This is a genomic window from Alkalibacillus salilacus (assembly GCF_030812915.1).
In the GTDB taxonomy this organism is placed as follows: Bacteria; Bacillota; Bacilli; order Bacillales; family Alkalibacillaceae; genus Alkalibacillus; species Alkalibacillus salilacus.
Window position 1 is genome coordinate 25,060 of the sequence record NZ_JAUSTQ010000010.1, and the last position, 18,817, is coordinate 43,876.

26 protein-coding genes and 1 riboswitch are annotated in these 18,817 nt (G+C 38.5%); of the genes, 9 read left to right on the forward strand and 17 right to left on the reverse strand.

Annotated features, from left to right (window positions below):
* Positions 1 to 7 precede the first annotated feature (7 nt).
* From J2S77_RS11130 to J2S77_RS11145, 4 genes are read left to right on the forward strand one after another with little or no spacing between them, the layout of a single operon-like run.
* Positions 8 to 1,006: an ABC transporter substrate-binding protein gene (locus J2S77_RS11130; protein WP_306977371.1), complete on the forward strand. Its 999-nt coding sequence runs from the start codon at positions 8 to 10 to the stop codon at positions 1,004 to 1,006.
* A gap of 2 nt (positions 1,007 to 1,008) precedes the next feature.
* A complete protein-coding gene (locus tag J2S77_RS11135; RefSeq protein WP_306977373.1) occupies positions 1,009 to 1,308 on the forward strand; it encodes a thiamine-binding protein in 300 nt (99 codons plus the stop codon).
* A complete protein-coding gene (locus J2S77_RS11140; RefSeq protein WP_306977374.1) occupies positions 1,301 to 2,080 on the forward strand; it encodes an ABC transporter permease in 780 nt (259 codons plus the stop codon). The genes J2S77_RS11135 and J2S77_RS11140 overlap by 8 nt, the downstream gene beginning before the upstream one ends.
* The gene (locus J2S77_RS11145) at positions 2,067 to 2,813 is read left to right on the forward strand and encodes an ABC transporter ATP-binding protein (protein ID WP_306977376.1); all 747 of its coding nucleotides are present in this window, start codon (positions 2,067 to 2,069) and stop codon (positions 2,811 to 2,813) included. Before J2S77_RS11140 ends, J2S77_RS11145 begins: the two co-directional genes overlap by 14 nt.
* A 209-nt stretch (positions 2,814 to 3,022) precedes the next feature.
* On the opposite strand, the gene thiE is transcribed toward J2S77_RS11145, so the two are convergent.
* From thiE to J2S77_RS11200, 11 genes are all read right to left on the reverse strand, one after another.
* Positions 3,023 to 3,661: a thiamine phosphate synthase gene (gene thiE, locus J2S77_RS11150; RefSeq protein ID WP_306977378.1), complete on the reverse strand. Its 639-nt coding sequence runs from the start codon at positions 3,659 to 3,661 to the stop codon at positions 3,023 to 3,025.
* Complete coding sequence (gene thiD, locus J2S77_RS11155; RefSeq protein WP_306977379.1) at positions 3,658 to 4,464, reverse strand: bifunctional hydroxymethylpyrimidine kinase/phosphomethylpyrimidine kinase; 807 nt, start codon at positions 4,462 to 4,464, stop codon at positions 3,658 to 3,660. Before thiD ends, thiE begins: the two co-directional genes overlap by 4 nt.
* Before the next feature lie 15 nt (positions 4,465 to 4,479).
* Positions 4,480 to 5,499, reverse strand: a complete 1,020-nt coding sequence (locus J2S77_RS11160) for a thiazole biosynthesis adenylyltransferase ThiF (protein ID WP_306977381.1) — start codon at positions 5,497 to 5,499, stop codon at positions 4,480 to 4,482.
* A 17-nt stretch (positions 5,500 to 5,516) separates the two neighbouring features.
* On the reverse strand, positions 5,517 to 5,720 hold the full coding sequence (gene thiS, locus J2S77_RS11165) for a sulfur carrier protein ThiS (RefSeq protein ID WP_306977383.1): 204 nt from the start codon (positions 5,718 to 5,720) through the stop codon (positions 5,517 to 5,519).
* A complete protein-coding gene (locus J2S77_RS11170; protein WP_306977385.1) occupies positions 5,704 to 6,318 on the reverse strand; it encodes a thiamine phosphate synthase in 615 nt (204 codons plus the stop codon). Before J2S77_RS11170 ends, thiS begins: the two co-directional genes overlap by 17 nt.
* Complete coding sequence (thiH, locus tag J2S77_RS11175; protein ID WP_306977387.1) at positions 6,319 to 7,422, reverse strand: 2-iminoacetate synthase ThiH; 1,104 nt, start codon at positions 7,420 to 7,422, stop codon at positions 6,319 to 6,321. It abuts the gene before it with no gap.
* A gap of 16 nt (positions 7,423 to 7,438) precedes the next feature.
* The gene (locus J2S77_RS11180; protein WP_306977389.1) at positions 7,439 to 8,209 is read right to left on the reverse strand and encodes a thiazole synthase; all 771 of its coding nucleotides are present in this window, start codon (positions 8,207 to 8,209) and stop codon (positions 7,439 to 7,441) included.
* Positions 8,210 to 8,270: 61 nt separating this feature from the next.
* Positions 8,271 to 8,954, reverse strand: a complete 684-nt coding sequence (gene tenA / locus J2S77_RS11185; protein ID WP_306977391.1) for a thiaminase II — start codon at positions 8,952 to 8,954, stop codon at positions 8,271 to 8,273.
* 157 nt (positions 8,955 to 9,111) lie between these two features.
* A riboswitch (TPP riboswitch) is annotated at positions 9,112 to 9,213 on the reverse strand.
* Positions 9,214 to 9,400: 187 nt separating this feature from the next.
* Complete coding sequence (locus J2S77_RS11190; protein WP_306977393.1) at positions 9,401 to 10,582, reverse strand: thiolase family protein; 1,182 nt, start codon at positions 10,580 to 10,582, stop codon at positions 9,401 to 9,403.
* A 72-nt stretch (positions 10,583 to 10,654) separates the two neighbouring features.
* Positions 10,655 to 11,482, reverse strand: a complete 828-nt coding sequence (locus J2S77_RS11195; RefSeq protein WP_306977394.1) for an aldo/keto reductase — start codon at positions 11,480 to 11,482, stop codon at positions 10,655 to 10,657.
* 12 nt (positions 11,483 to 11,494) lie between these two features.
* Positions 11,495 to 12,055: a phosphatidylglycerophosphatase A family protein gene (locus J2S77_RS11200; protein ID WP_306977396.1), complete on the reverse strand. Its 561-nt coding sequence runs from the start codon at positions 12,053 to 12,055 to the stop codon at positions 11,495 to 11,497.
* Positions 12,056 to 12,199: 144 nt separating this feature from the next.
* Here J2S77_RS11200 and J2S77_RS11205 point away from each other — a divergent pair, with 144 nt between their 5' ends.
* From J2S77_RS11205 to J2S77_RS11215, 3 genes are all read left to right on the forward strand, one after another.
* Entirely contained in the window at positions 12,200 to 12,925 is a 726-nt protein-coding gene (locus tag J2S77_RS11205) for an alpha/beta hydrolase (protein WP_306977398.1), read from the forward strand.
* Positions 12,926 to 13,045: 120 nt separating this feature from the next.
* Entirely contained in the window at positions 13,046 to 13,567 is a 522-nt protein-coding gene (locus J2S77_RS11210) for a YjcG family protein (RefSeq protein ID WP_306977400.1), read from the forward strand.
* Positions 13,568 to 13,573: 6 nt separating this feature from the next.
* Complete coding sequence (locus tag J2S77_RS11215) at positions 13,574 to 14,002, forward strand: GNAT family N-acetyltransferase (RefSeq protein ID WP_306977401.1); 429 nt, start codon at positions 13,574 to 13,576, stop codon at positions 14,000 to 14,002.
* Positions 14,003 to 14,085: 83 nt separating this feature from the next.
* On the opposite strand, the gene J2S77_RS11220 is transcribed toward J2S77_RS11215, so the two are convergent.
* Positions 14,086 to 14,232 carry a hypothetical protein gene (locus J2S77_RS11220; RefSeq protein ID WP_306977403.1) on the reverse strand — a complete coding sequence of 49 codons (147 nt, stop codon included), beginning with the start codon at positions 14,230 to 14,232 and terminating at the stop codon, positions 14,086 to 14,088.
* 61 nt (positions 14,233 to 14,293) lie between these two features.
* On the opposite strand from J2S77_RS11220, the gene J2S77_RS11225 reads away from it, so the two are divergent.
* Positions 14,294 to 14,965, forward strand: a complete 672-nt coding sequence (locus tag J2S77_RS11225; protein WP_306977408.1) for a DUF421 domain-containing protein — start codon at positions 14,294 to 14,296, stop codon at positions 14,963 to 14,965.
* Between the two features lie 9 nt (positions 14,966 to 14,974).
* On the opposite strand, the gene J2S77_RS11230 is transcribed toward J2S77_RS11225, so the two are convergent.
* From J2S77_RS11230 to J2S77_RS11240, 3 genes are all read right to left on the reverse strand, one after another.
* Positions 14,975 to 15,874, reverse strand: coding sequence for an MBL fold metallo-hydrolase (locus tag J2S77_RS11230; RefSeq protein ID WP_306977409.1), 900 nt, complete (start codon positions 15,872 to 15,874; stop codon positions 14,975 to 14,977).
* 32 nt (positions 15,875 to 15,906) lie between these two features.
* Positions 15,907 to 16,230 carry a hypothetical protein gene (locus J2S77_RS11235; RefSeq protein WP_306977411.1) on the reverse strand — a complete coding sequence of 108 codons (324 nt, stop codon included), beginning with the start codon at positions 16,228 to 16,230 and terminating at the stop codon, positions 15,907 to 15,909.
* A 246-nt stretch (positions 16,231 to 16,476) separates the two neighbouring features.
* Positions 16,477 to 16,686, reverse strand: a complete 210-nt coding sequence (locus tag J2S77_RS11240) for a hypothetical protein (protein ID WP_306977412.1) — start codon at positions 16,684 to 16,686, stop codon at positions 16,477 to 16,479.
* A 196-nt stretch (positions 16,687 to 16,882) separates the two neighbouring features.
* On the opposite strand from J2S77_RS11240, the gene J2S77_RS11245 reads away from it, so the two are divergent.
* Positions 16,883 to 17,350, forward strand: coding sequence for a CotY/CotZ family spore coat protein (locus J2S77_RS11245; protein WP_306977415.1), 468 nt, complete (start codon positions 16,883 to 16,885; stop codon positions 17,348 to 17,350).
* Between the two features lie 45 nt (positions 17,351 to 17,395).
* Here J2S77_RS11245 and J2S77_RS11250 read toward each other — a convergent pair whose 3' ends face one another.
* Together J2S77_RS11250 and fabI are read right to left on the reverse strand one after the other, a co-directional pair.
* Positions 17,396 to 17,773 (reverse strand): CotO family spore coat protein, encoded by a 378-nt coding sequence (locus J2S77_RS11250; protein WP_306977417.1) that lies wholly within the window; start codon positions 17,771 to 17,773, stop codon positions 17,396 to 17,398.
* Positions 17,774 to 17,966: 193 nt separating this feature from the next.
* Positions 17,967 to 18,743, reverse strand: a complete 777-nt coding sequence (gene fabI, locus J2S77_RS11255) for an enoyl-ACP reductase FabI (protein WP_306977419.1) — start codon at positions 18,741 to 18,743, stop codon at positions 17,967 to 17,969.
* Positions 18,744 to 18,817: the final 74 nt, after the last annotated feature.

An 18,817-nucleotide genomic window follows, 5' to 3' on the forward strand; every position in this document is an offset into this window, starting at 1 on the left:
GGTTTATATGAAAAAATTATTTCTACTAATCTTGTTATTAGGATTATTAACCGCTTGTAGTGACAACGAGAACAATGAATCTCAGGAGAATCAAGATGAGTTAACAAGTGTAGATGTCGTGCTCGATTGGACACCAAACACAAATCACACCGGGCTTTATGTTGCCCAAGCTGAAGGTTATTTTGAAGAGCAAGGCTTAGATGTTAATATCATTTTACCCGGGGAGGCTTCACCTGAACAAATGATTGCCTCAGGAGAAGTAGACTTCGGGATTAGTTTCCAAGAGAATATAACAGAAGCGCGCGTACAAGATGTTCCAGTCGTCTCAATTGCTGCTGTCATTCAACATAACACGTCTGGTTTTGCAGCACTTGAAGGATCTGGAATCACTTCACCTGCCGATTTCGAAGGCAAAATATACGGTGGCTGGGGCGCCCCACTTGAAGAAGTTGTTATTTCATCGTTAATGCAACAAGAAGGTGCTGATGTTGACGAAGTCGAAACAGTCAATATTGGGGATTCTGACTTTTTCACAGCTGTTGAGCGTCAAGATATCGACTTTGGCTGGATTTATTACGGCTGGGATGGAATTGAAGCTGAACTACGTGGGACAGATTTGAACATGATTTATTTAACGGATTATAGTGAAAAACTTGATTACTATACACCTGTATTGGCAACGAGTGAATCAATCGTGAATGATCAGCCAGATCTAGCGAAAAGTTTTATTCATGCTGCCTCAGAAGGTTATCAGTTTGCAATTGAAAATCCTGAGGAAGCAGCGAACATCTTAATCGAAGCTGAACCCGATTTAGATAAAGAACTCGTAAAGGCCAGTCAGGAATGGCTTTCCCCACGTTACCAAGACGATGCTTCCAGATGGGGACAACAAGAACTTGATACATGGGAAAATTATGCTGAATGGATGCAAGATCATGATTTATTAGACGGTGAATTCACTGCTGAAGATGCTTTCACCAATGAATTTTTACCTGAGGAGGATTAAAGATGGCCAACACATTATTAAGTGTTCAAGTAATCCCGAAAACACCTGGACCGAACGATGATGTCATCCCTTATGTTGATGAGGCGATTAAGGTAATTGATGAATCAGGTGTGAAATACGAAGTGGGGCCACTTGAAACAACAATGGAAGGCGAATTAAATAAGTTATTAGCAATCGTCGAAGATATTAACCGTAAAATGATTGAGATTGGTTGTCCTAATGTCATATCTCAAGTTAAAATCGCTCATTACCCTGATGGGGCTTCAATGGACGCATTAACGGAGAAACACCGTCATGCTTAATATGATTAAACAAGGATGGCGACCACTTGCGGTCCTCATCCTTCTTTTCATCATTTGGGAATTAAGTGTAGTAATCTTTGACGTACCAAAATGGTTTCTTCCTGCTCCAAGCGATATTATTACAGTCGGTATAAATGAATGGACTGAATATAATCAACATGTTTTTGCGACTGTAGAACTGATTATCATTGGTTTTATTGTCGGTAGTTTGAGTGGGATTATTGTGGCAACCGTCCTTCATTTAATACCTGTACTCCGTCAGTCTATGTATCCATTGATCATTTTATCGCAGAATATACCAATTATCGTATTAGCACCTTTGCTCGTGGGTTGGTTTGGCTTTGGTATGTTACCGAAATTAATCGTCATAACACTCGTTTGCTTCTTCCCTATCGCTATTTCGCTACTTGGTGGATTGCAGCAAACGGACCGTGATCTGCGTCATTATATGCTAATGGCCGGAGCAACTAAGCGGCAAATGTTTTGGAAATTGGAATGGCTAAGTGCACTGCCTTCACTGTTCTCTGGCCTGAAGATTTCCGCAACTTATAGCGTGATGGGGGCTGTTATTTCCGAATGGCTTGGAGCTAACAATGGATTGGGTGTTTATATGACGCTTGCCTCATCATCGTTCAGAGCAGACCGAGTTTTCGTCGCAATATTCATTATTGTGTTCATTAGTTTATTATTCTTTATGCTTATCGTTTGGCTAGAAAAGCGCATCATACGTTGGCAAGCATCAGAAAAGAGGAATACAAATGGTTCATCTTAATGTTAGAAATATCAGTCAGTCATTCGACGAACAAAAAATATTGAAACAAATAAATTTTTCTATTGATCAAGGAGAGTTCGTTTCGATTTTAGGGCCATCAGGAAGTGGCAAAAGCACTCTATTTCGGATTATCGGTGGCATTGAATCACCTACCTCAGGAGACATTATATTAAACGATGAAAGTATCAAAAATCAACCTGGTTCAGTCAGCTACACACCACAATCACCATCTTTGTTTCCTTGGCGTTCAGTTTTAGATAACGTTTTACTCGGTCAAGAAATTCAAGGGAAACGTGACAGAAATACAGCATTACAGATGATTGAACGTGCTGGTTTAGCTGATTATGCTGATGCCTATCCACACGAACTGTCAGGTGGTATGAAACAACGTGTTTCTTTTATACGGAGTGTTTTAAGTCCACAACCGTTAATTTTATTAGATGAACCATTCTCGGCACTTGATGAATTCACTCGAACGGACATGCAACAATGGCTTCTGTCCATGTGGGAAGAACATAAACGTTCGATTATTTTTGTTACCCATAATATTGAGGAAGCGTTGTTTTTGTCTGATCGAATCATCGTTCTATCGAATCGCCCAACGAGTGTTCAACGGGAAATAACAATCCCGTTTAAACGTCCGAGAAATGAAGATTTACTGTTATCAAATGACTTTTTAGAATTTAAAAAAGAAATTTATAAGGAAATGCGTGCTTCGCATTTACCGTCTTAACCCATCATAGGCACTCAATAATCTCTAATTCTATTATATTTTACGATCACGAGACACTCATAAGTTGACACACATCCTCATTCAATATTTCATACAATCATGAGGCTGATTAAAAAAATTAATAAAACACGCGTATAAGCGAATGGTAAAGAGGGTCGTTCTTGAGACCCTCTATTTTTCTACTCAGAATGAGCTAACGTAAATAAGAATCACAGCCGAATGACCTTCCCCACTAATCTTTCTGTAGCTTCTTTCACCGATTCGGCCTGTGTAATATCCGATATTACTGCTACTCCATTTGCACCTGCTTCAATAACTTGTGATGCATTATGATGTTTAATTCCGCCAATTCCAACAAGCGGAACATTCGGCAATTGTTCCCTAATTTCTTCAATAACGATCGGGCCATTTACTTCCTCGATATCGTCTTTAGTTAACGTGTTAAACATTGGTCCAACGCCAATATAATCCGCACCTAGATTTTTAGCTTCAAGAGCTTCATCTAGATTATGAGTCGAAACCCCAAGCATTTGATAGCTTTTAAGTGAATCTTTCATTTTCTTCATATCACCATCTTTTTGGCCAATATGTAACCCATCCGCGTCTAACTCATTAACGAGTTCAAGGTCATCATTAACAATAAACGGAACATCATATTGATGACAAACCTCTTTAAGGCGAATCCCTAATTCGATCTTTTCTTTACCTATCTTTGAGCCTAATCCCTTTTCACGGAATTGAAAGAAAGTCACACCGCCTTGAATAGCTTTCTCTAACGTCTCAACAGGATCATGTTTACAATTTTGACTACCCATAACTAGATATAATGCCAATTGTTGTTCGATCATACTTTTTCTCTCCTACTTTGATAAGCCCAATGGTTCGTTGGTCCTTGACCAGATCCAATGTTTAAATCATCTTCAATCGCAACTTGAGTAAACTCCCTTGCAACACGAACGGCATCTATAACATTAACTCCTTTTGCAAGTTCAGCTGCAATCGCTGCTGCAAATGTACATCCTGTACCGTGTGTATTTGCTGTATACCTACGTTCATTTATTAATTGTGTAAACGTCTCACCATCATATATAAGGTCGACCACTTCTTCTTCTTCAGCATGACCACCTTTAATAATAATATTTTGAGCTCCCAACTGATATAAACATTTAGCAGCCTCTTTTCGGTCTTTTAATGTATTTAATGTTAAACCTGTGATTACTTCAGCTTCAGGAATATTTGGCGTTACAATAGTTGCAAGTGGTATTAAGTCCTTTTTCATCGTATCAATTGCTTCATCTTGTAACAGTTTGGCACCACCTTTTGCAATCATAACAGGATCAACCACAACATTATTCATGTCGTGTTGTTGTATTTTTTTCGCTACAGCTTCAATAATCTCTGCACTAAATAACATCCCCGTTTTTAAAGCATCAGGCTTTAAATCTTCTCCAACTGAATCCAATTGTTCTTCAACCTGGCTGACTGTTAAAGGATAAACACCTTGTACGCCTAATGTATTTTGAGCTGTTACAGCCGTCAATACTGACATGCCATATGCTTTTAATTCTTGAAAGGTTTTTAAATCCGCTTGAATCCCAGCTCCGCCACCAGAATCAGAACCAGCGATCGTTAATGCTTTTACTACTGTCACACTTATTCCTCCCTATTAACCTAATAGTTGATGATAGATTTTTTTAGCTTCAACGATATCCTTCATTCCGTGAATTAACACACGCCCATCTTTGAAAAATACAACACGCCTATCTACATAATGATAGGTCACTAAAAATGGATTTTGTTCAATGGTTCCTCCCTGCTTTTCTAACTGTTTAACTAGAGCGTGTAAATCACGATCAATTTTCTTAGGTGGGCGAATTTGTACTGTGTTGCGCCCACAAAGCACTGCTGTTTTCGTCTGGTTTTCATATGATAAATATGGATAAACCGGAGACTCTCCACACGATGGACAACCTTCTTTTTTCAAACGACTAACATCAAGGGTAGACTGTTCATTATTCCATAAATCAAAGGAAACTAATTTCCGACGTACTGATTCAAAATCTTCAACTAAAATTTTCATCGCTTCAACTGTTTGATAGGCAACGACCATCTGAACCGTTGGTGAAATGACGCCAACAGTATCACACGTCGCACCACCGAGCGGTATCGTTTCTAGTAAACAACTCAAACATGGTGTTTCACCAGGTATAATAGTAAAACTCAGCCCGTAACTACTGACACACCCTCCATAGATCCATGGAATACGATGTTTTTGTGCAGTATCATTAATTAAAAAACGAATATCAAAATTATCGGTTGCATCAATCATTAAATCAACATCAGAAACTAGTTGATCGATCTCTTCTACGGTTACGTCTATGATTTTCCCGTTCACTTCAACGTTAGGATTAATTTCGCGTAACCTTTTTTGGGCTGCAATTGCTTTAGGTATTCTGTCGATTGCATCACGCTCAGTGTATAGCTGCTGCCTTTGTAAATTACTTATTTCAACGTAATCACGATCAACAATGGTTATTCGACCAACGCCTGAACGCGTTAACACTTCTGCATTACCTGTTCCTAATGCACCCGCTCCAACAATTAACACATGCTTATTCTGTAACTTTCGCTGACCTTCTTCACCAATCCCGTCAAATAGAATTTGTCTTGAGTATCGTTCCCACATTCGATGACCCCCTTCCATCAACCACCGCCAACAAAGTGAACGAGCTCAACTCGATCACCATCCTGTATTAGGGTTTCAATATGCTGACTTGGATCAACAATATTAGCATTTAGCTCAACAATGATTTTTTTATCAGTTAATTTATAATGATTTAGTAAATCAGAAATTGTTTGAATATCATTCGATAATTCACGCTTTTCACCATTAACGTGAAGAACCATCACGAACACCTCCTAAAAAATGTTTCGCCTCTTCTATTGGTTTTTCTGAATCTATTAAACCTGACATAATAGCTACACCACTAGCACCATAGGTCATAACACTTTCCACTCGTTTTGGTGTGATTCCACCAACCGCGATGACTGGGATATCAACAGACTTAATTAAATGTCCTAATTGTTCCAAACCACGCGGAAGTAAACCAGGCTTTGAATTAGTCTTAAAGATATGTCCAAAAATGACATAGTCTGCCCCACTAATAGCTGCATCTTGAGCTTCCTCAACTGAATGGACTGACCGACCAATTAATAGATTAGGGTACTTCATTCGAACAGAAGATACATCTTCACTATGATCAGTTAATTGGACGCCCTTAATTTCAGTTCGAACTGCCAATTCAACACGCTCGTTCATGACGAGCTGACCTTTCGAAATGTCGTTTTTCACTAATTCACTTATCCACTCAACTAGTTCATCATCTGTACGATGTTTTTCTCTTATATGAATATAGTTAACATAAGGGGAAACTGCTTTTGAGACTTTTATAAATTCTTCTAAAGATTGTTTACCATTCGAAATTAAATGGATACCTTCAGTCATCTAAATCAGCTGCCAATCTTTCATGACTGGTTGATAGTTATGCTTCAATAACATTTCTTTAACTTCGTCTACTGAACGTTCATCAGAAATTTCAAACTGACTTTGTGTGTTATTAGGTTCATTATAACCACCGACAACAGTTGATGATGCTGCTGACATTTTCGTCGGACCGAGCGGTAAAATTTGCTCTCGAAACTCTGGGCGTTCTCTTGTGGAAACGGTGATTCCAGAATGAGGTTGAAAAATTCGATAAGCAATCATTGCTTGAACTAAATTTTTGTCTGTTACTTCTACTTTAGGTTGGAAACTGCCCGCATTCGGCTGAATTCTTGGAAATGCTACGCCGACTTCTACGTCTAAGTATTTTTGTTGTAAATATTGCGCATGTAATCCCGTGATATAACTTTCACGACGCCAATCATTCAACCCTAATAGTGCTGCAATAGAAACAGCTCGCATTCCTGCTTCACAGCCCCGTTCAGGTGTGTCCAATCGATATTTAAAAAAACGCTTCGGACCTTTTGTGTGTAATTGACGGTAAATTTCTTCATCATAAACTTCTTGATAAACGGTCAAATTATCGACACCACTATTAACAATCTCTTGGTACTGTTCAGTATCCATCGGTTGAACCTCTAAGCCCACTGAAGAAAAGTATTTCTTAAGCACTTTCATACATTGTTGAATATATTTTACAGACGAGTGCATCATCGATTCACCAGATAGAATGATAATATGTTCAACTCCCATATCTGCAATAACTTTCGCCTCTTCTTCTAGCTCCGTCATGGTTAAAATACGACGCGGGAAATCGTTTTCAACACTGAAACTACAATATTGACATGTATTAACACAGTAATCTGATACATAAAGGGGTAAGAAGATTTGCATGGTATTACCAAAATGCTGAATAGTTAGTTGATGTGCTTTTTGAGCCATTTCTTCTAAATAAAGTTCAGCTGCCGGAGATAATAAAGCAAAATAATCTTCTTCATTAATTCGGTCTTTTTGTAGTACTTGTTCCACATCTTGTTGTGTGACATTTTCCAACATGTCTTCTAAAGGAAGTTGATTGACTTTCTCTAATACGTTATAAAAACTCACGATAAATCATCCTTTTTTAAGAGTGTAGAAATCCTGTAAGAGGAGAAGATGCCTTAGCGTTTGTTGATGATGCACCTATTCCAGACATATACGCCGAGCGACCTGCTTGAACAGCTAAGTCAAAAGCTTTAGCCATAGCGACTGGGTCTTTTGCTGTTGCAATTGCTGTATTAACTAAAACAGCATCTGCCCCCATTTCCATTGCTTCTGCCGCTTCAGAAGGACGACCAATTCCAGCATCAATAACAATAGGTACGTTAATATCCTCAATCATGATTTGGATCATTTCTTTCATTCGAATACCACGATTCGATCCAATTGGCGAACCTAATGGCATTACTGTTGCTGCTCCAGCTTCTTCTAGTCGTTTAGCTGCCATTAGATCAGGACTCATATAAGGAAGAACAACAAACCCCTCTTTAACTAGTGATTCCGTTGCTTTAATCGTTTCTTCATTATCCGGAAGTAAATACTTACTGTTTGTGATCACTTCTATCTTAATCCAATTCCCCATCCCAGAAGCTTTCGCTAAACGAGCAATACGAATCGCTTCTTCAGCTGACCGAGCACCTGATGTGTTTGGCATTAACGTCATGTGATCTGGAATATCGTTTAAGATGTAGTGATCTGACCCACTTAAATCCACTCGACGTACCGCTACTGTAACGACTTCTGATTGGGATTCTTGTAGGGTCTCTTTCATTTTGCTATGATCAGCGAACTTCCCAGTCCCAACAAACAACCGACTATTTAATTCTTCACCTGCAATAACTAATGAATCTTGCATCATTCATTCCTCCATTCGTTGATACACCTTATTACTTTATTAAACTAGAACTACTAGAATCCTAAGATTTTATTATTTCAGATTGTGCTGGCCATTTTTCTAAGTTATAAGCCATATCCCAAAATGCTAATTCGTAATGGCAACTAATCGTGAAATGTTTTTTCATAAGTTGACGATCAGCTTCTGTAACTTTTTCAGCAATTTCATCAAGACGGTTGATTTGTTCTTCGACTAACTTTTTAAACCAATCGCCACCATAAGCATTAATCCACTCTTGATAAATAGGAACATCAGGTTGAAAGTATTTAAGCTTGTCGCCAATTTCTTGATAGATCCAATAGCAAGGTAATATTGCCGAAATAATATCACCCAAATGACCTTGGTATGCAGCTCGATATAAATGAGACGTATAAGCGTACGCTGTTAATGCTGGCTCAAAGTTTTCCTGCTCTTCTTCAGTAATATTTAGTTTTTCTGAAAAATGACGATGAAGCTCTGATTCCGCTTCATAAGTTCCTTGTGCATGTGCTGCCATACGGCTCGTTGTGTAAAAGTCATTAGCTTTCGTCCCACCTAATGATTGAATCCTAGCAAAATGTGATAAGTAATAAGCATCTTGCATGACATAATAACGAAAACATTCAATCGGTAACGTCCCATCCCCAATTCCTTTAATGAAAGGGTGATTAAAGTTCGCTTCCCAAATATGATTCGTCTCTTTCCTTAGTAAATCTGAAAACTTCATACCTTATCCCTCCAAGATCGTTTTATATTTAATTTAGAAAATAACGATTAATCTAGCTGAATGACGTCATTTTCCAAATAAAAAACCACTTTCTTATACCAGACATAAGAAAGTGGTTGACTTGGATAAATATGGATGTAATTCACAATCCAATAAACTCCGAGCAACTAGACTTCCCTACGCTGGTCCAAACCAGATCAGGTTCAAAGGGTCGGAATTATTCCTCTCAGCCATTTAAATGGCACCCCTAGCTTTGTTACATTAAAATTATTTGCTTGTTAAATTTATATTAACAAAATTCTGACATTATGTTAACTATTTTTTTACTTTTTGCTACTTTTAATTTATAACACAATCAATATTTGATCCTTTAAATAGACTTATTGATTGATGAATACAAACATTTCTCAGTGAGGTTATCCTAGTACGGATTCCATCATTTATAATTATTGATTCTCAATAACCATCGCAATACCTTGGCCGCCGCCAATACATAAGCTAACAACCGCGTATTTGCCACCACGACGTTTCAACTCATAAGCAGCGGTCAACAAGACGCGTGTACCACTTACACCGACAGGATGCCCTAATGCGATCGCACCCCCGTTAACATTCGTTTTGTTTCGGTCTAAACCGAGCTCGGCTTCCACTGCCAAATACTGCGCTGCGAATGCTTCATTTACTTCAACCAAGTCCATATCATCAAGTGTTAAACCAGCCTTCTTCAAAGCGCCCTGAATGGCAGGCACAGGACCAATTCCCATTACTGTCGGATCAACACCAGCCACGTGCCAGGACTTTATTTCAGCAATTGGGACTAGGCCATGATCGCGAACAGCTTTCTCACCGGCTACTACTACACTTGATGCACCGTCATTAATACCAGATGAATTCGCTGCTGTCACTGTTCCTTCTTGTTTAAACACAGGCTTCAAACTTGATAGCACATCGAGTGATGAATCGGGTTTGATATGTTCATCTTGCTCCACTTCAATATTTCCTTTACGACTTTTGACCGTTACAGGCATAATTTCTTCAGCAAAATATCCCTTTTCAACTGCATCAGAAGCACGCTGGTGGGACTGGGCAGCATATTCATCTTGTGCTGCACGCGAGATTCCATATTGCTCAGATAATTTCTCCGCTGTCATCCCCATGCCTTCACCTGTATACTGATCTGTCAAAGTGGCATTTAGCGTATCCGTAAATGATAACTCGCCCATTTTCACACCTTTAAAGCGTTGTTTGAAATTCGAAAAAGGCGCTTGCGACATATTCTCTGCTCCGCCTGCTAACACAATATTCGCTTCATCTAACTTAATTTCTTGTGCAGCAGAGACGACTGATTGCAACCCTGAGCCGCAAAGACGATTCAATGTTAAAGCAGGTACATCTTGTGGAACACCTGCTTTTAGTCCTATATGTCGCGATAAATAAGCCGCATTTTCACTTGTATGAATCACATTACCATAAATCACATGGTCAATCGCATCAGCTGACACATTCGCTCGTTCCAGTGCAGCTTCAGCTGTTCTAACACCTAAATCAACCGCATTCGTATTGACAAACGAACCGCCAAACGAAGTAAAGGCTGTACGTGCACCCTCTACTAAATAAACTGAATTCATAAATTTGCACCTCTTTATTAAATAACTGGACTCGAAATTATTTCAAGTCCAGTCTTATTTAAATGTTTATTATTAACCAAATTGATCAGGATTAGGTCCGACACGTTCGTCGCGGTTTAAAGCTTTGATCGCGTCTAAATCTGCTTTATCCAATTGAAAATCAAAAATATCGCTATTTTCCACAATACGGTGTTCTTTTACCGATTTCGGAATAGTGATCACATTTGTATCGACGTCCCAACGTAAAATAACTTGTGCTGGCGTCTTACCATGCTTCTGAGCTACTTGTTGAATCGTTTCATCGTCAAATAGATCGCCACGCTTAAGCGGTGACCATGCTTCTAATTGAATCGATTCTTGTTCACAAAATGCTTTAACATCATGTTGCTGTAAATGCGGATGGTACTCGACTTGGTTAACGGTCGGTTTCACATTAGCTGTCGTCATTAAATCTTCTAAATGGCGTTGTTTGAAGTTACTCACACCAATTGACCGGATTAACCCTTCATCAACTAACCGTTCCATGGCTTTCCAAGTGTCACGGTAGTAATTCTTGACTGGCCAGTGCACTAGATATAAATCTAAATAATCAAGTTCTAGTCGATTCATGCTCGCCTCAAACGCACGCAATGTATGATCATACCCTTGTTCATCATTCCAGACTTTCGTGGTAATGAACAAGTCATCGCGATTAACACCACTTTCCTTGATTCCTTGACCAACCCCCACTTCGTTATCATAAAACGAGGCGGTATCAATTAGACGATAGCCGTGTTGAATCGCTGTCTGTACACTTTGACTTGCTTCATCATCTTCCCATACTTTATATACACCTAGACCATAACCTGGCATTTTCACACCATCATTTAATGTTTTCGTAGCTTGAATATTGTTTAGCAAATTAGAACCTCCTTAGAAACGTTCTTCTTGATCACGTTGTTCGATTTCTTCTTCACTAAGCCCATCAATAGAATCGCGTAATCGATGAGCAATACGGCTCGATGCATTAGCTGCAATACTTCCTACCATGTCATCTAAAAAGGTGTGACATTGGCCACCTACTTTAGAATCAAGATCTTTTATAATACCTTTTTTCTCTTTATCTAAATGACCAAAAGTGGTTACAGAAATACTACCATAACCAAGCGCTGCACCAAATGCGATTGTTTCATCGACTCCGAACAGCCCTTCATCTTGCTCGACTAAAGATTGAAGGGGTTCTGATAATTCCCCTTGTTCAGCAAGCCGATCTAATTCAATGCCAACTAATAATGCATGTTGAATTTCCCGTTTATCCAATACACGATTGACACTATCGATACAATAATCAAATGATAGCGACGGATTATAAGGTTTTTGCATTTCATATACAATTTCTGCAATACTATGGATAGTGACCCCACGATTTTCTAACGCTTCCCGTGCGGCTTGTTCAATTTGATCACTTGGAATATGACTAAAATGTTCTGCCATGATTATTGCCTCCTTTGTTTAAGTATACCATGCGAAAGAATTTGGACAAATCGAAAAAGTTCGCGAATTTTGTATAATATGGTAAAATATAAGCATCCAGTGTGGCCTTACATCATTTAATCTATTAGAACTGGAGGGTTTCGATTGGGTAGAGATGGCTCAATGATCGAACGCGAAATCGAAAGTGAATATATGAATGAAACATTTACACTTAGTATTTATCGCCCTGAAAATTATTCACCTTTATATAAATATTATCTGTGTATTGTGCAAGATGGTGATGATTATTATCAACTCGGACGTCTCGCCCGCGTCAGTGACAACCTTCATGCAGAAGGTAAAATTGAGAACACGATTTTCTGCGGCATTCACTATCAAGACCGGGACGACCGCTGGCATAAGTATCATCCAGATAGTGAGATGCAGGAAAATTATATGAAATTTTTACGTTTTGAAGTCGTGCCTATTTTGGACAAGGAGCTACCTAGCTATCATGTTAAGTCTTGTCGTGTGTTAATGGGCGACTCACTCGGCGGCACAGTTTCACTCATGACCGCTTTAAAATACCCGAACACATTTGGAAAAGTCATTATGCAGTCTCCTTTTACAGATGAACGAATCGAACAACTTGTTAAAGATAGTAGCGAAATTGATACCATGTCGATCTACCATACAATTGGTTTAGATGAAGAAAAAGTAGAAACAACATACGGCGATATTGAAGATTTTTTAAATCCGAATCGCAAACTAAACCAACTATTAGAAGAACGCGTTTCAGATTATAAATATAAAGAATTAAAGGGTAAACATACATGGAAGCAATGGCAAAAAGACCTACCCAATGCTATTGAATATATTTTTGGAAAATAAGCACAAATAAAGGGCGATTTTTATACCCTTTTTCTGTTATAATAAAGTTTATAGCTAAAAAAGCAGTTTAATTCGGAGTTTAAAACAAGAAATTTTGAAATTTAATGGAGGGATTTAATCATGACACCCGTAACTTATGGTATTGCCATTTTTCCATCTAAAGAAATACAAGACGAAGCAAACTCCTACCGAAAGCGCTATGACCCACGTTATTCGTTAATTCCACCGCATATCACATTAAAAGAGAGCTTTGAAGCAACACAAGAAGAAATTAAGGAAATCGAAAAGGCTTGCAGTGAATTAGCGAAAAAGGTTAAGCCTTTTGATATTCATATAGGACGAGTGAGCTCATTCAGCCCGACAACAGAAACCATTTATTTACGTGTCGATGATCATGATCAGCTCACCTATTTAAACGAAAAAATGCATGAGGAGCCATTCCCAGATAATCGTGAATTTAAGTTCGTCCCTCATATTACGATTAGTCAAGAATTATCAGAAGACGAACATTCCGATGTTTATGGTAGTTTAAAAATGCTATCATTTGATTTATACGATACGGTAGATCGGTTCCAATTGTTATATCAATTAGAAGACGGTTCATGGACTGTCCACGAAACATTTAAGTTAGGCGAGGGATAAATAACGATGCTTAAGATCAAACCAATCGAAACAATACGAGAAAAAGACGAAGCGTTCGATATTCGAAAAGTGGTTTTTGTTGAAGAACAAAAAGTTCCTTTTGATGAGGAGATGGATGAGTTTGATGATCATGCCATTCACTTTGTCGGCTACACCATGGAACGTCGCCCCGTTGCAGCTAGTCGCCTCCGCTTCGTTGATGAATACGGCAAGCTTGAAAGAATTGCTGTCTTGAATGAGGAACGCGGTAATGGTTATGGGCGCGATATTATTCTTGCCATGGAAGATGCTATTCGCGAAAAAGGTTTTTCAAAGGCAAAATTAAATGCACAAACATACGCCATTAAATTTTACGAAAAACTTGGCTATGAAGTCGTCTCAGAAGAATTCATGGATGCAGGTATTCCTCATGTCACCATGATAAAAGATTTATAACACAAAAAGCTGGCTTAATTGCCAGCTTTTTTTATTGCTATTCATTATAGAAAATAGTCATTCTTATTCTTTCATGAATTATATTAAATCAGCCAATGATACATTAACCATGCCACCATTAAAACGATAGCTAAGATCACAAGCCCTAAGGTCATTTTACCTTGCATAGCCTTCATCCTCTCAACAAACTTTTTCGTATAGTTTGTTTCAACTGATCTTGTTTCATGCATGTATGAAAGTCAATTCACCTTCCATAATAAGAACTAATTGAAATGGGAGGTGTCACAAAAATTGGACTTTTTAAGTATATTGATCGAATCATGCATAGGCTTTATTGCGCTTTTTGTTTTAACAAAATTACTAGGTAAATCCCAAATCACTCAAATTACAGCATTCGATTTTATTTCAGCTCTTGTTTTAGGTGAACTCGTCGGAAATGCCTTATTTGATCAAGAGGTCGGCGTAGGCATGATTTTGTTCGCTGTTGCACTTTGGGGTATTTTAATTTATGTGACAGAGTGGGTTACTAATAAATTCAGGCGTACACGAAAGATATTGGAAGGCTCTCCTTCCCTTATTATTAGAAGGGGACAAATTCAAAAAGATGTGATGAAAAAAGCTAAACTTGATATGAATCAACTCATGCATCTAATAAGAGATGAAGGTGTGTTTTCAATTCAAGAAGTAGAATATGCTGTGTTTGAAACGAATGGCAGTATTAACGTCCTTAAAAAATATATCCACCAATCGCCAACTAATGAGCAATTTAATCAAACACCACGACCAGTCGAATTACCAATTACGATCATTACTGACGGTGAATTGGTTACCGAAAATTTAAAAGAAATTGTTTGGGACAAACACCAAGTTAAGGAAGAATTGAAACGACAAGATTTAGAGATCCACCAGGTTATGTATGCCGAATGGACACAAAAATCCGGCTTGTATGTGATGCCATACTAACCAGGTTTCTTATGATGAGGCTTTCACCATGATCCGATAATTTTCTATTTCACAGTGAAGATCGCCATCGTCCATTAAGGCTTTCACATAACCACCGACAGCTGTGCGAAACAATAAGTATTGAGATAATTGCTCTGCATTCACATTAAAACGAGCACACATGTATGAAACGACATCTTCTAAGGATAGCCCATGTGGTGAGATTCGTACCATTTCATATAAAGCTTTTAGGACAGAGCGATGATAAGCGATATTGGCTTCAAGTGTGTCGTGATAATCTTCTTCAAATTTGCCGTGGCCAGGAATTGCTCCACTATAATTCGTCGTTTTTAACTTTTCAAGGCTATGAATCGTATCATGAGCACATGTTAAAAACGGAATTTTATGTTTATGAAGCTCTTTTTCACCAAAATAACTATCAGCCGCAAATAACACATCGTGTGTTGCAACCGCTAACTGGTGATAACTATGGCCCGGTGTTAAAATACAGTCTAACTCAATTCCATCGATCGTATGCCTGCCTTCATCAACAATCAAATCAACATCAATCGGAGGTCCTTCCAAAAATTTATTACGAATTTCATCAGGTGGTGTGGTTCCTTGGAATAAATACATTGGTTCTAGTATAGGATGTTGCATGATTGATGCCTCTAACGGGGGAGCAATAATTTTTACATTATAATGTTTATGTAAATAACTAGCTCCGCCAAAGTGGTCTGCATGGGCATGAGTTATAAATAAATGCGTCACTGGTAGCCCCTGTTCATCAAGTTGCCTTACGACCTTTCGAATCGCCGAGGCATCAATACCAGCATCTATTAATAAGCCTTGATCACCTTCATGCACGTACCCCACATTGACGGAGCTTTGAGAATAATAACAATGTTCATTAATTTGAGTCATCTTCATAATTTAAGTCCTTTCCTTAGCCTAGCACTCAATTAGATACTTTCGCTAAAGAACTGTCCTTTTCCTGTCAAATCTTTAAAATTTCTTAAATTTGCCGGATGATGAACATTGTCAGGGGTGTATAATTGCATCGTTTCAGCTTGTTCAGCATTTTGTGTCTGATCATCTTTGGAGTTGTTTTGGTAGCGCTTACTCATTTGTTTACGATCTTCTGCGTACTCAAATGCTTGCTTACGTTTCGTATCAAGTTCAACACCGAATGGACGCTCAACCATATATGGCACACGATTTTCAGCTGTCACACGTTGCTGATACCGCTGATATTGATATTGATCAACCGGTAAAATGTAACCCATACGACCAACTCCTTCCTTACTACTTCTATACCCGATTTATAAATAGAATATTCGTAATTTCTTTAAATTTTATGACTGTAGAGGAAGTATTAATGAAATAATTCGTCTTATTTTTGAGATAAATGCTATGACTATTGAGATAACTGACTCCATTTATTTCAAAACTAAAGCCACTAATTTAAAAACTAAATCGCTATACTCATAAAACGAGGAACTCACCTAATGTCGGCGAGTTCCTCTGTTCATTTAAATCCATGAAAAAGGCGGTCGTTTATCATGATGATCATCATCTAATTCGTCTTCTTCCCCTTTTATTGTGTCCGCTTCATGATGATGTTCGCTCTTCACTTCACGACCAATCCATGGCTGTGACTGTTTTTCTGTAGGCTCAACTACGACATTTTCTGCTCGAATAATCAAATCATTTACATGAATTTCTTTTTTTGATTGGCCCATAAGTTCACTCCTCTCCCGATGTATCTTGCATTAATTAGTCTATGCAAATGTCCTTTTATTAGCGTAGGTAAGTGCCCGACAATGACAAAACAAATTCCTAGTAAAACTCAGTCAAACGCCCACACCGTCATTCGATATGGGCATACATTATTAACGTAACCTTAGTCAAAAGACTATTTTAGAAAGGAGCTTGCTTATGTCTTGCTGCGATGAACAGGGGCATCATCAAAAAGATGATAAGAACTGCGTTGCTGATATTTTACGACAAATCGTCGACGCGCAAGATGATATCGTAGATGATGATTGCGATATCGGATGTGAACAATCCATTCAAGACTTACGAGGTGATACAACTGCACCGAACAATCTGGATACGGTCCCAGTTTTACTTTACTGCAAATGCGAACCATTCAGAGGTTTCGGGGTACGCAATGATCAGAACCATACCGTTCTAGATAGTTTCTTCTTCAGAGTCAATGATGTTGGTCGCGACAACTGCGCCACTCTTGAATTATTACGTGACCCATCAGACACACAACCAGGCTGTGTCGATCCAACTAAACAAAAAACAGGCAATTTACGCGCGACGGGCATTTGTATCACAGTAGATCTCGATTGCTTCTGCCACGTCACTTGCTTACCAGCTATGAATACACTTGGATAAACCAAAAAAGAGCTGCTTTTCGTAAGCAGCTCTTTTTTAATTAAATTAAAAACCTTTCAATCGAACATCTTTAATATTTTCTCGTTTCATATTAACTTTGAAACCCTGTTCGACGGTACGAATCACAAGCTGTTCGTCATCACATTGTTCGACAGTTCCTACATATGTTTGATTAGACGTGATCACTTCACATTTCATCTTTGGCATAATCGCTGGCATATCCGTCATATATTTCAGTTTTTCATCAATCGTCATCTCATGAAATTTCCGACGTTTACTGGTTGCGTCTGTAGCACCACTTTCAGATTCAGATGATGGTGTCTCCTCTAAACTATAATATTGCTTCTGAGCTTTTGCTTCAGGTTCTGACTGTATTGGATTTGAAATAAATAATAATGGTGGTTTAGCTTGTTTTTCCGACATAAAACCGACTCCTTTCTTAATCTCCTTCACTTTACCGTATGCACAACAGCCTACATATGTTCAGCTTTAGCATTTTTGAAATAATTCCACTTATTTCATAAATACCCGCATTTATTTAATAAATTCAAGCGTTGCTCTAACATTAAAAAAGCTCAACCCGCAAAGGTTGAGCTTTTATCAAATCACATCTAATTTATTTACCTAAAATGTTAAAACCAGAGTCAACGTGTAGGATCTCACCTGTCATACCACGTGATAGATCACTCATTAGGAAGTATGCAACATCGCCGACTTCTTCTTGTGTCACAGGCTTACGTAAAGGTGCGCGTTCTTCGATTTCTTGTAAAATTGAATTAAAATCGCCCACACCTTTCGCTGACAACGTACGAATTGGACCTGCTGAAATTGCGTTCACACGGATTCCATGCTTACCTAAATCATTTGCAGTATACTTCATCGTCGCATCAAGGCTTGCCTTCGCAACACCCATGACATTATAGTTTTGCACAACGCGCTCGCCACCAAGATATGTGAGCGTCACAATGCTTCCACCTTCTGTCATTAAATCTTTGGATTCACGTGCAACTGCTGCTAATGAGTACGCACTGATGTTTTGCGACAATAAGAAACCATCGCGTGAGGTATCAATAAATTCACCGTTTAAATCATCACGGTTCGCAAACGCGATACAATGCGCTAAGCCATGAATCACACCAACATCTTCTTTAATACTGGTGAACGTCTGCTTGATCGCTTCATCATCTGTTACATCGCATTCATAAAACAAAGAATCGTCGCGGTCTAACGAACCTGCCAACTCACGGACTGGCTTTTCAAAACGTTCATTCGCATACGTAAAGACCAATCGAGCTCCCGCATTGTGTAGTGCTTGCGCAATCCCCCAAGCAATACTACGACGGTTTGCAACACCCATCACAACATATGTCTTACCTTCTAAAGAAAAATTCATTCAAATGACCTCCTGATCAGTCATAAAATTATGATTTATTATTAGTACCTGCTACTATTTTATAAAAAAAAACT

Bases quoted from the DNA above. Each gene is read 5' to 3' on its own strand.
- J2S77_RS11240 (WP_306977412.1), bottom strand. From the start codon at position 16,686: ATGGGCCAATCAAAAAAAGAAATTCATGTAAATGATTTGATTATTCGA.
- J2S77_RS11145 (WP_306977376.1), top strand. From the start codon at position 2,067: ATGGTTCATCTTAATGTTAGAAATATCAGTCAGTCATTCGACGAACAA.
- J2S77_RS11130 (WP_306977371.1), top strand. From the start codon at position 8: ATGAAAAAATTATTTCTACTAATCTTGTTATTAGGATTATTAACCGCT.
- J2S77_RS11250 (WP_306977417.1), bottom strand. From the start codon at position 17,773: ATGTCGGAAAAACAAGCTAAACCACCATTATTATTTATTTCAAATCCA.
- J2S77_RS11180 (WP_306977389.1), bottom strand. From the start codon at position 8,209: ATGCAAGATTCATTAGTTATTGCAGGTGAAGAATTAAATAGTCGGTTG.
- J2S77_RS11135 (WP_306977373.1), top strand. From the start codon at position 1,009: ATGGCCAACACATTATTAAGTGTTCAAGTAATCCCGAAAACACCTGGA.
- J2S77_RS11200 (WP_306977396.1), bottom strand. From the start codon at position 12,055: ATGGCAGAACATTTTAGTCATATTCCAAGTGATCAAATTGAACAAGCC.
- thiS (WP_306977383.1), bottom strand. From the start codon at position 5,720: ATGGTTCTTCACGTTAATGGTGAAAAGCGTGAATTATCGAATGATATT.
- J2S77_RS11160 (WP_306977381.1), bottom strand. From the start codon at position 5,499: ATGTGGGAACGATACTCAAGACAAATTCTATTTGACGGGATTGGTGAA.
- J2S77_RS11170 (WP_306977385.1), bottom strand. From the start codon at position 6,318: ATGACTGAAGGTATCCATTTAATTTCGAATGGTAAACAATCTTTAGAA.
- fabI (WP_306977419.1), bottom strand. From the start codon at position 18,743: ATGAATTTTTCTTTAGAAGGTAAGACATATGTTGTGATGGGTGTTGCA.
- J2S77_RS11210 (WP_306977400.1), top strand. From the start codon at position 13,046: ATGACACCCGTAACTTATGGTATTGCCATTTTTCCATCTAAAGAAATA.
- tenA (WP_306977391.1), bottom strand. From the start codon at position 8,954: ATGAAGTTTTCAGATTTACTAAGGAAAGAGACGAATCATATTTGGGAA.
- thiE (WP_306977378.1), bottom strand. From the start codon at position 3,661: ATGATCGAACAACAATTGGCATTATATCTAGTTATGGGTAGTCAAAAT.
- J2S77_RS11140 (WP_306977374.1), top strand. From the start codon at position 1,301: ATGCTTAATATGATTAAACAAGGATGGCGACCACTTGCGGTCCTCATC.
- J2S77_RS11215 (WP_306977401.1), top strand. From the start codon at position 13,574: ATGCTTAAGATCAAACCAATCGAAACAATACGAGAAAAAGACGAAGCG.
- J2S77_RS11245 (WP_306977415.1), top strand. From the start codon at position 16,883: ATGTCTTGCTGCGATGAACAGGGGCATCATCAAAAAGATGATAAGAAC.
- J2S77_RS11190 (WP_306977393.1), bottom strand. From the start codon at position 10,582: ATGAATTCAGTTTATTTAGTAGAGGGTGCACGTACAGCCTTTACTTCG.
- J2S77_RS11220 (WP_306977403.1), bottom strand. From the start codon at position 14,232: ATGCATGAAACAAGATCAGTTGAAACAAACTATACGAAAAAGTTTGTT.
- J2S77_RS11235 (WP_306977411.1), bottom strand. From the start codon at position 16,230: ATGGGTTACATTTTACCGGTTGATCAATATCAATATCAGCGGTATCAG.
- J2S77_RS11230 (WP_306977409.1), bottom strand. From the start codon at position 15,874: ATGAAGATGACTCAAATTAATGAACATTGTTATTATTCTCAAAGCTCC.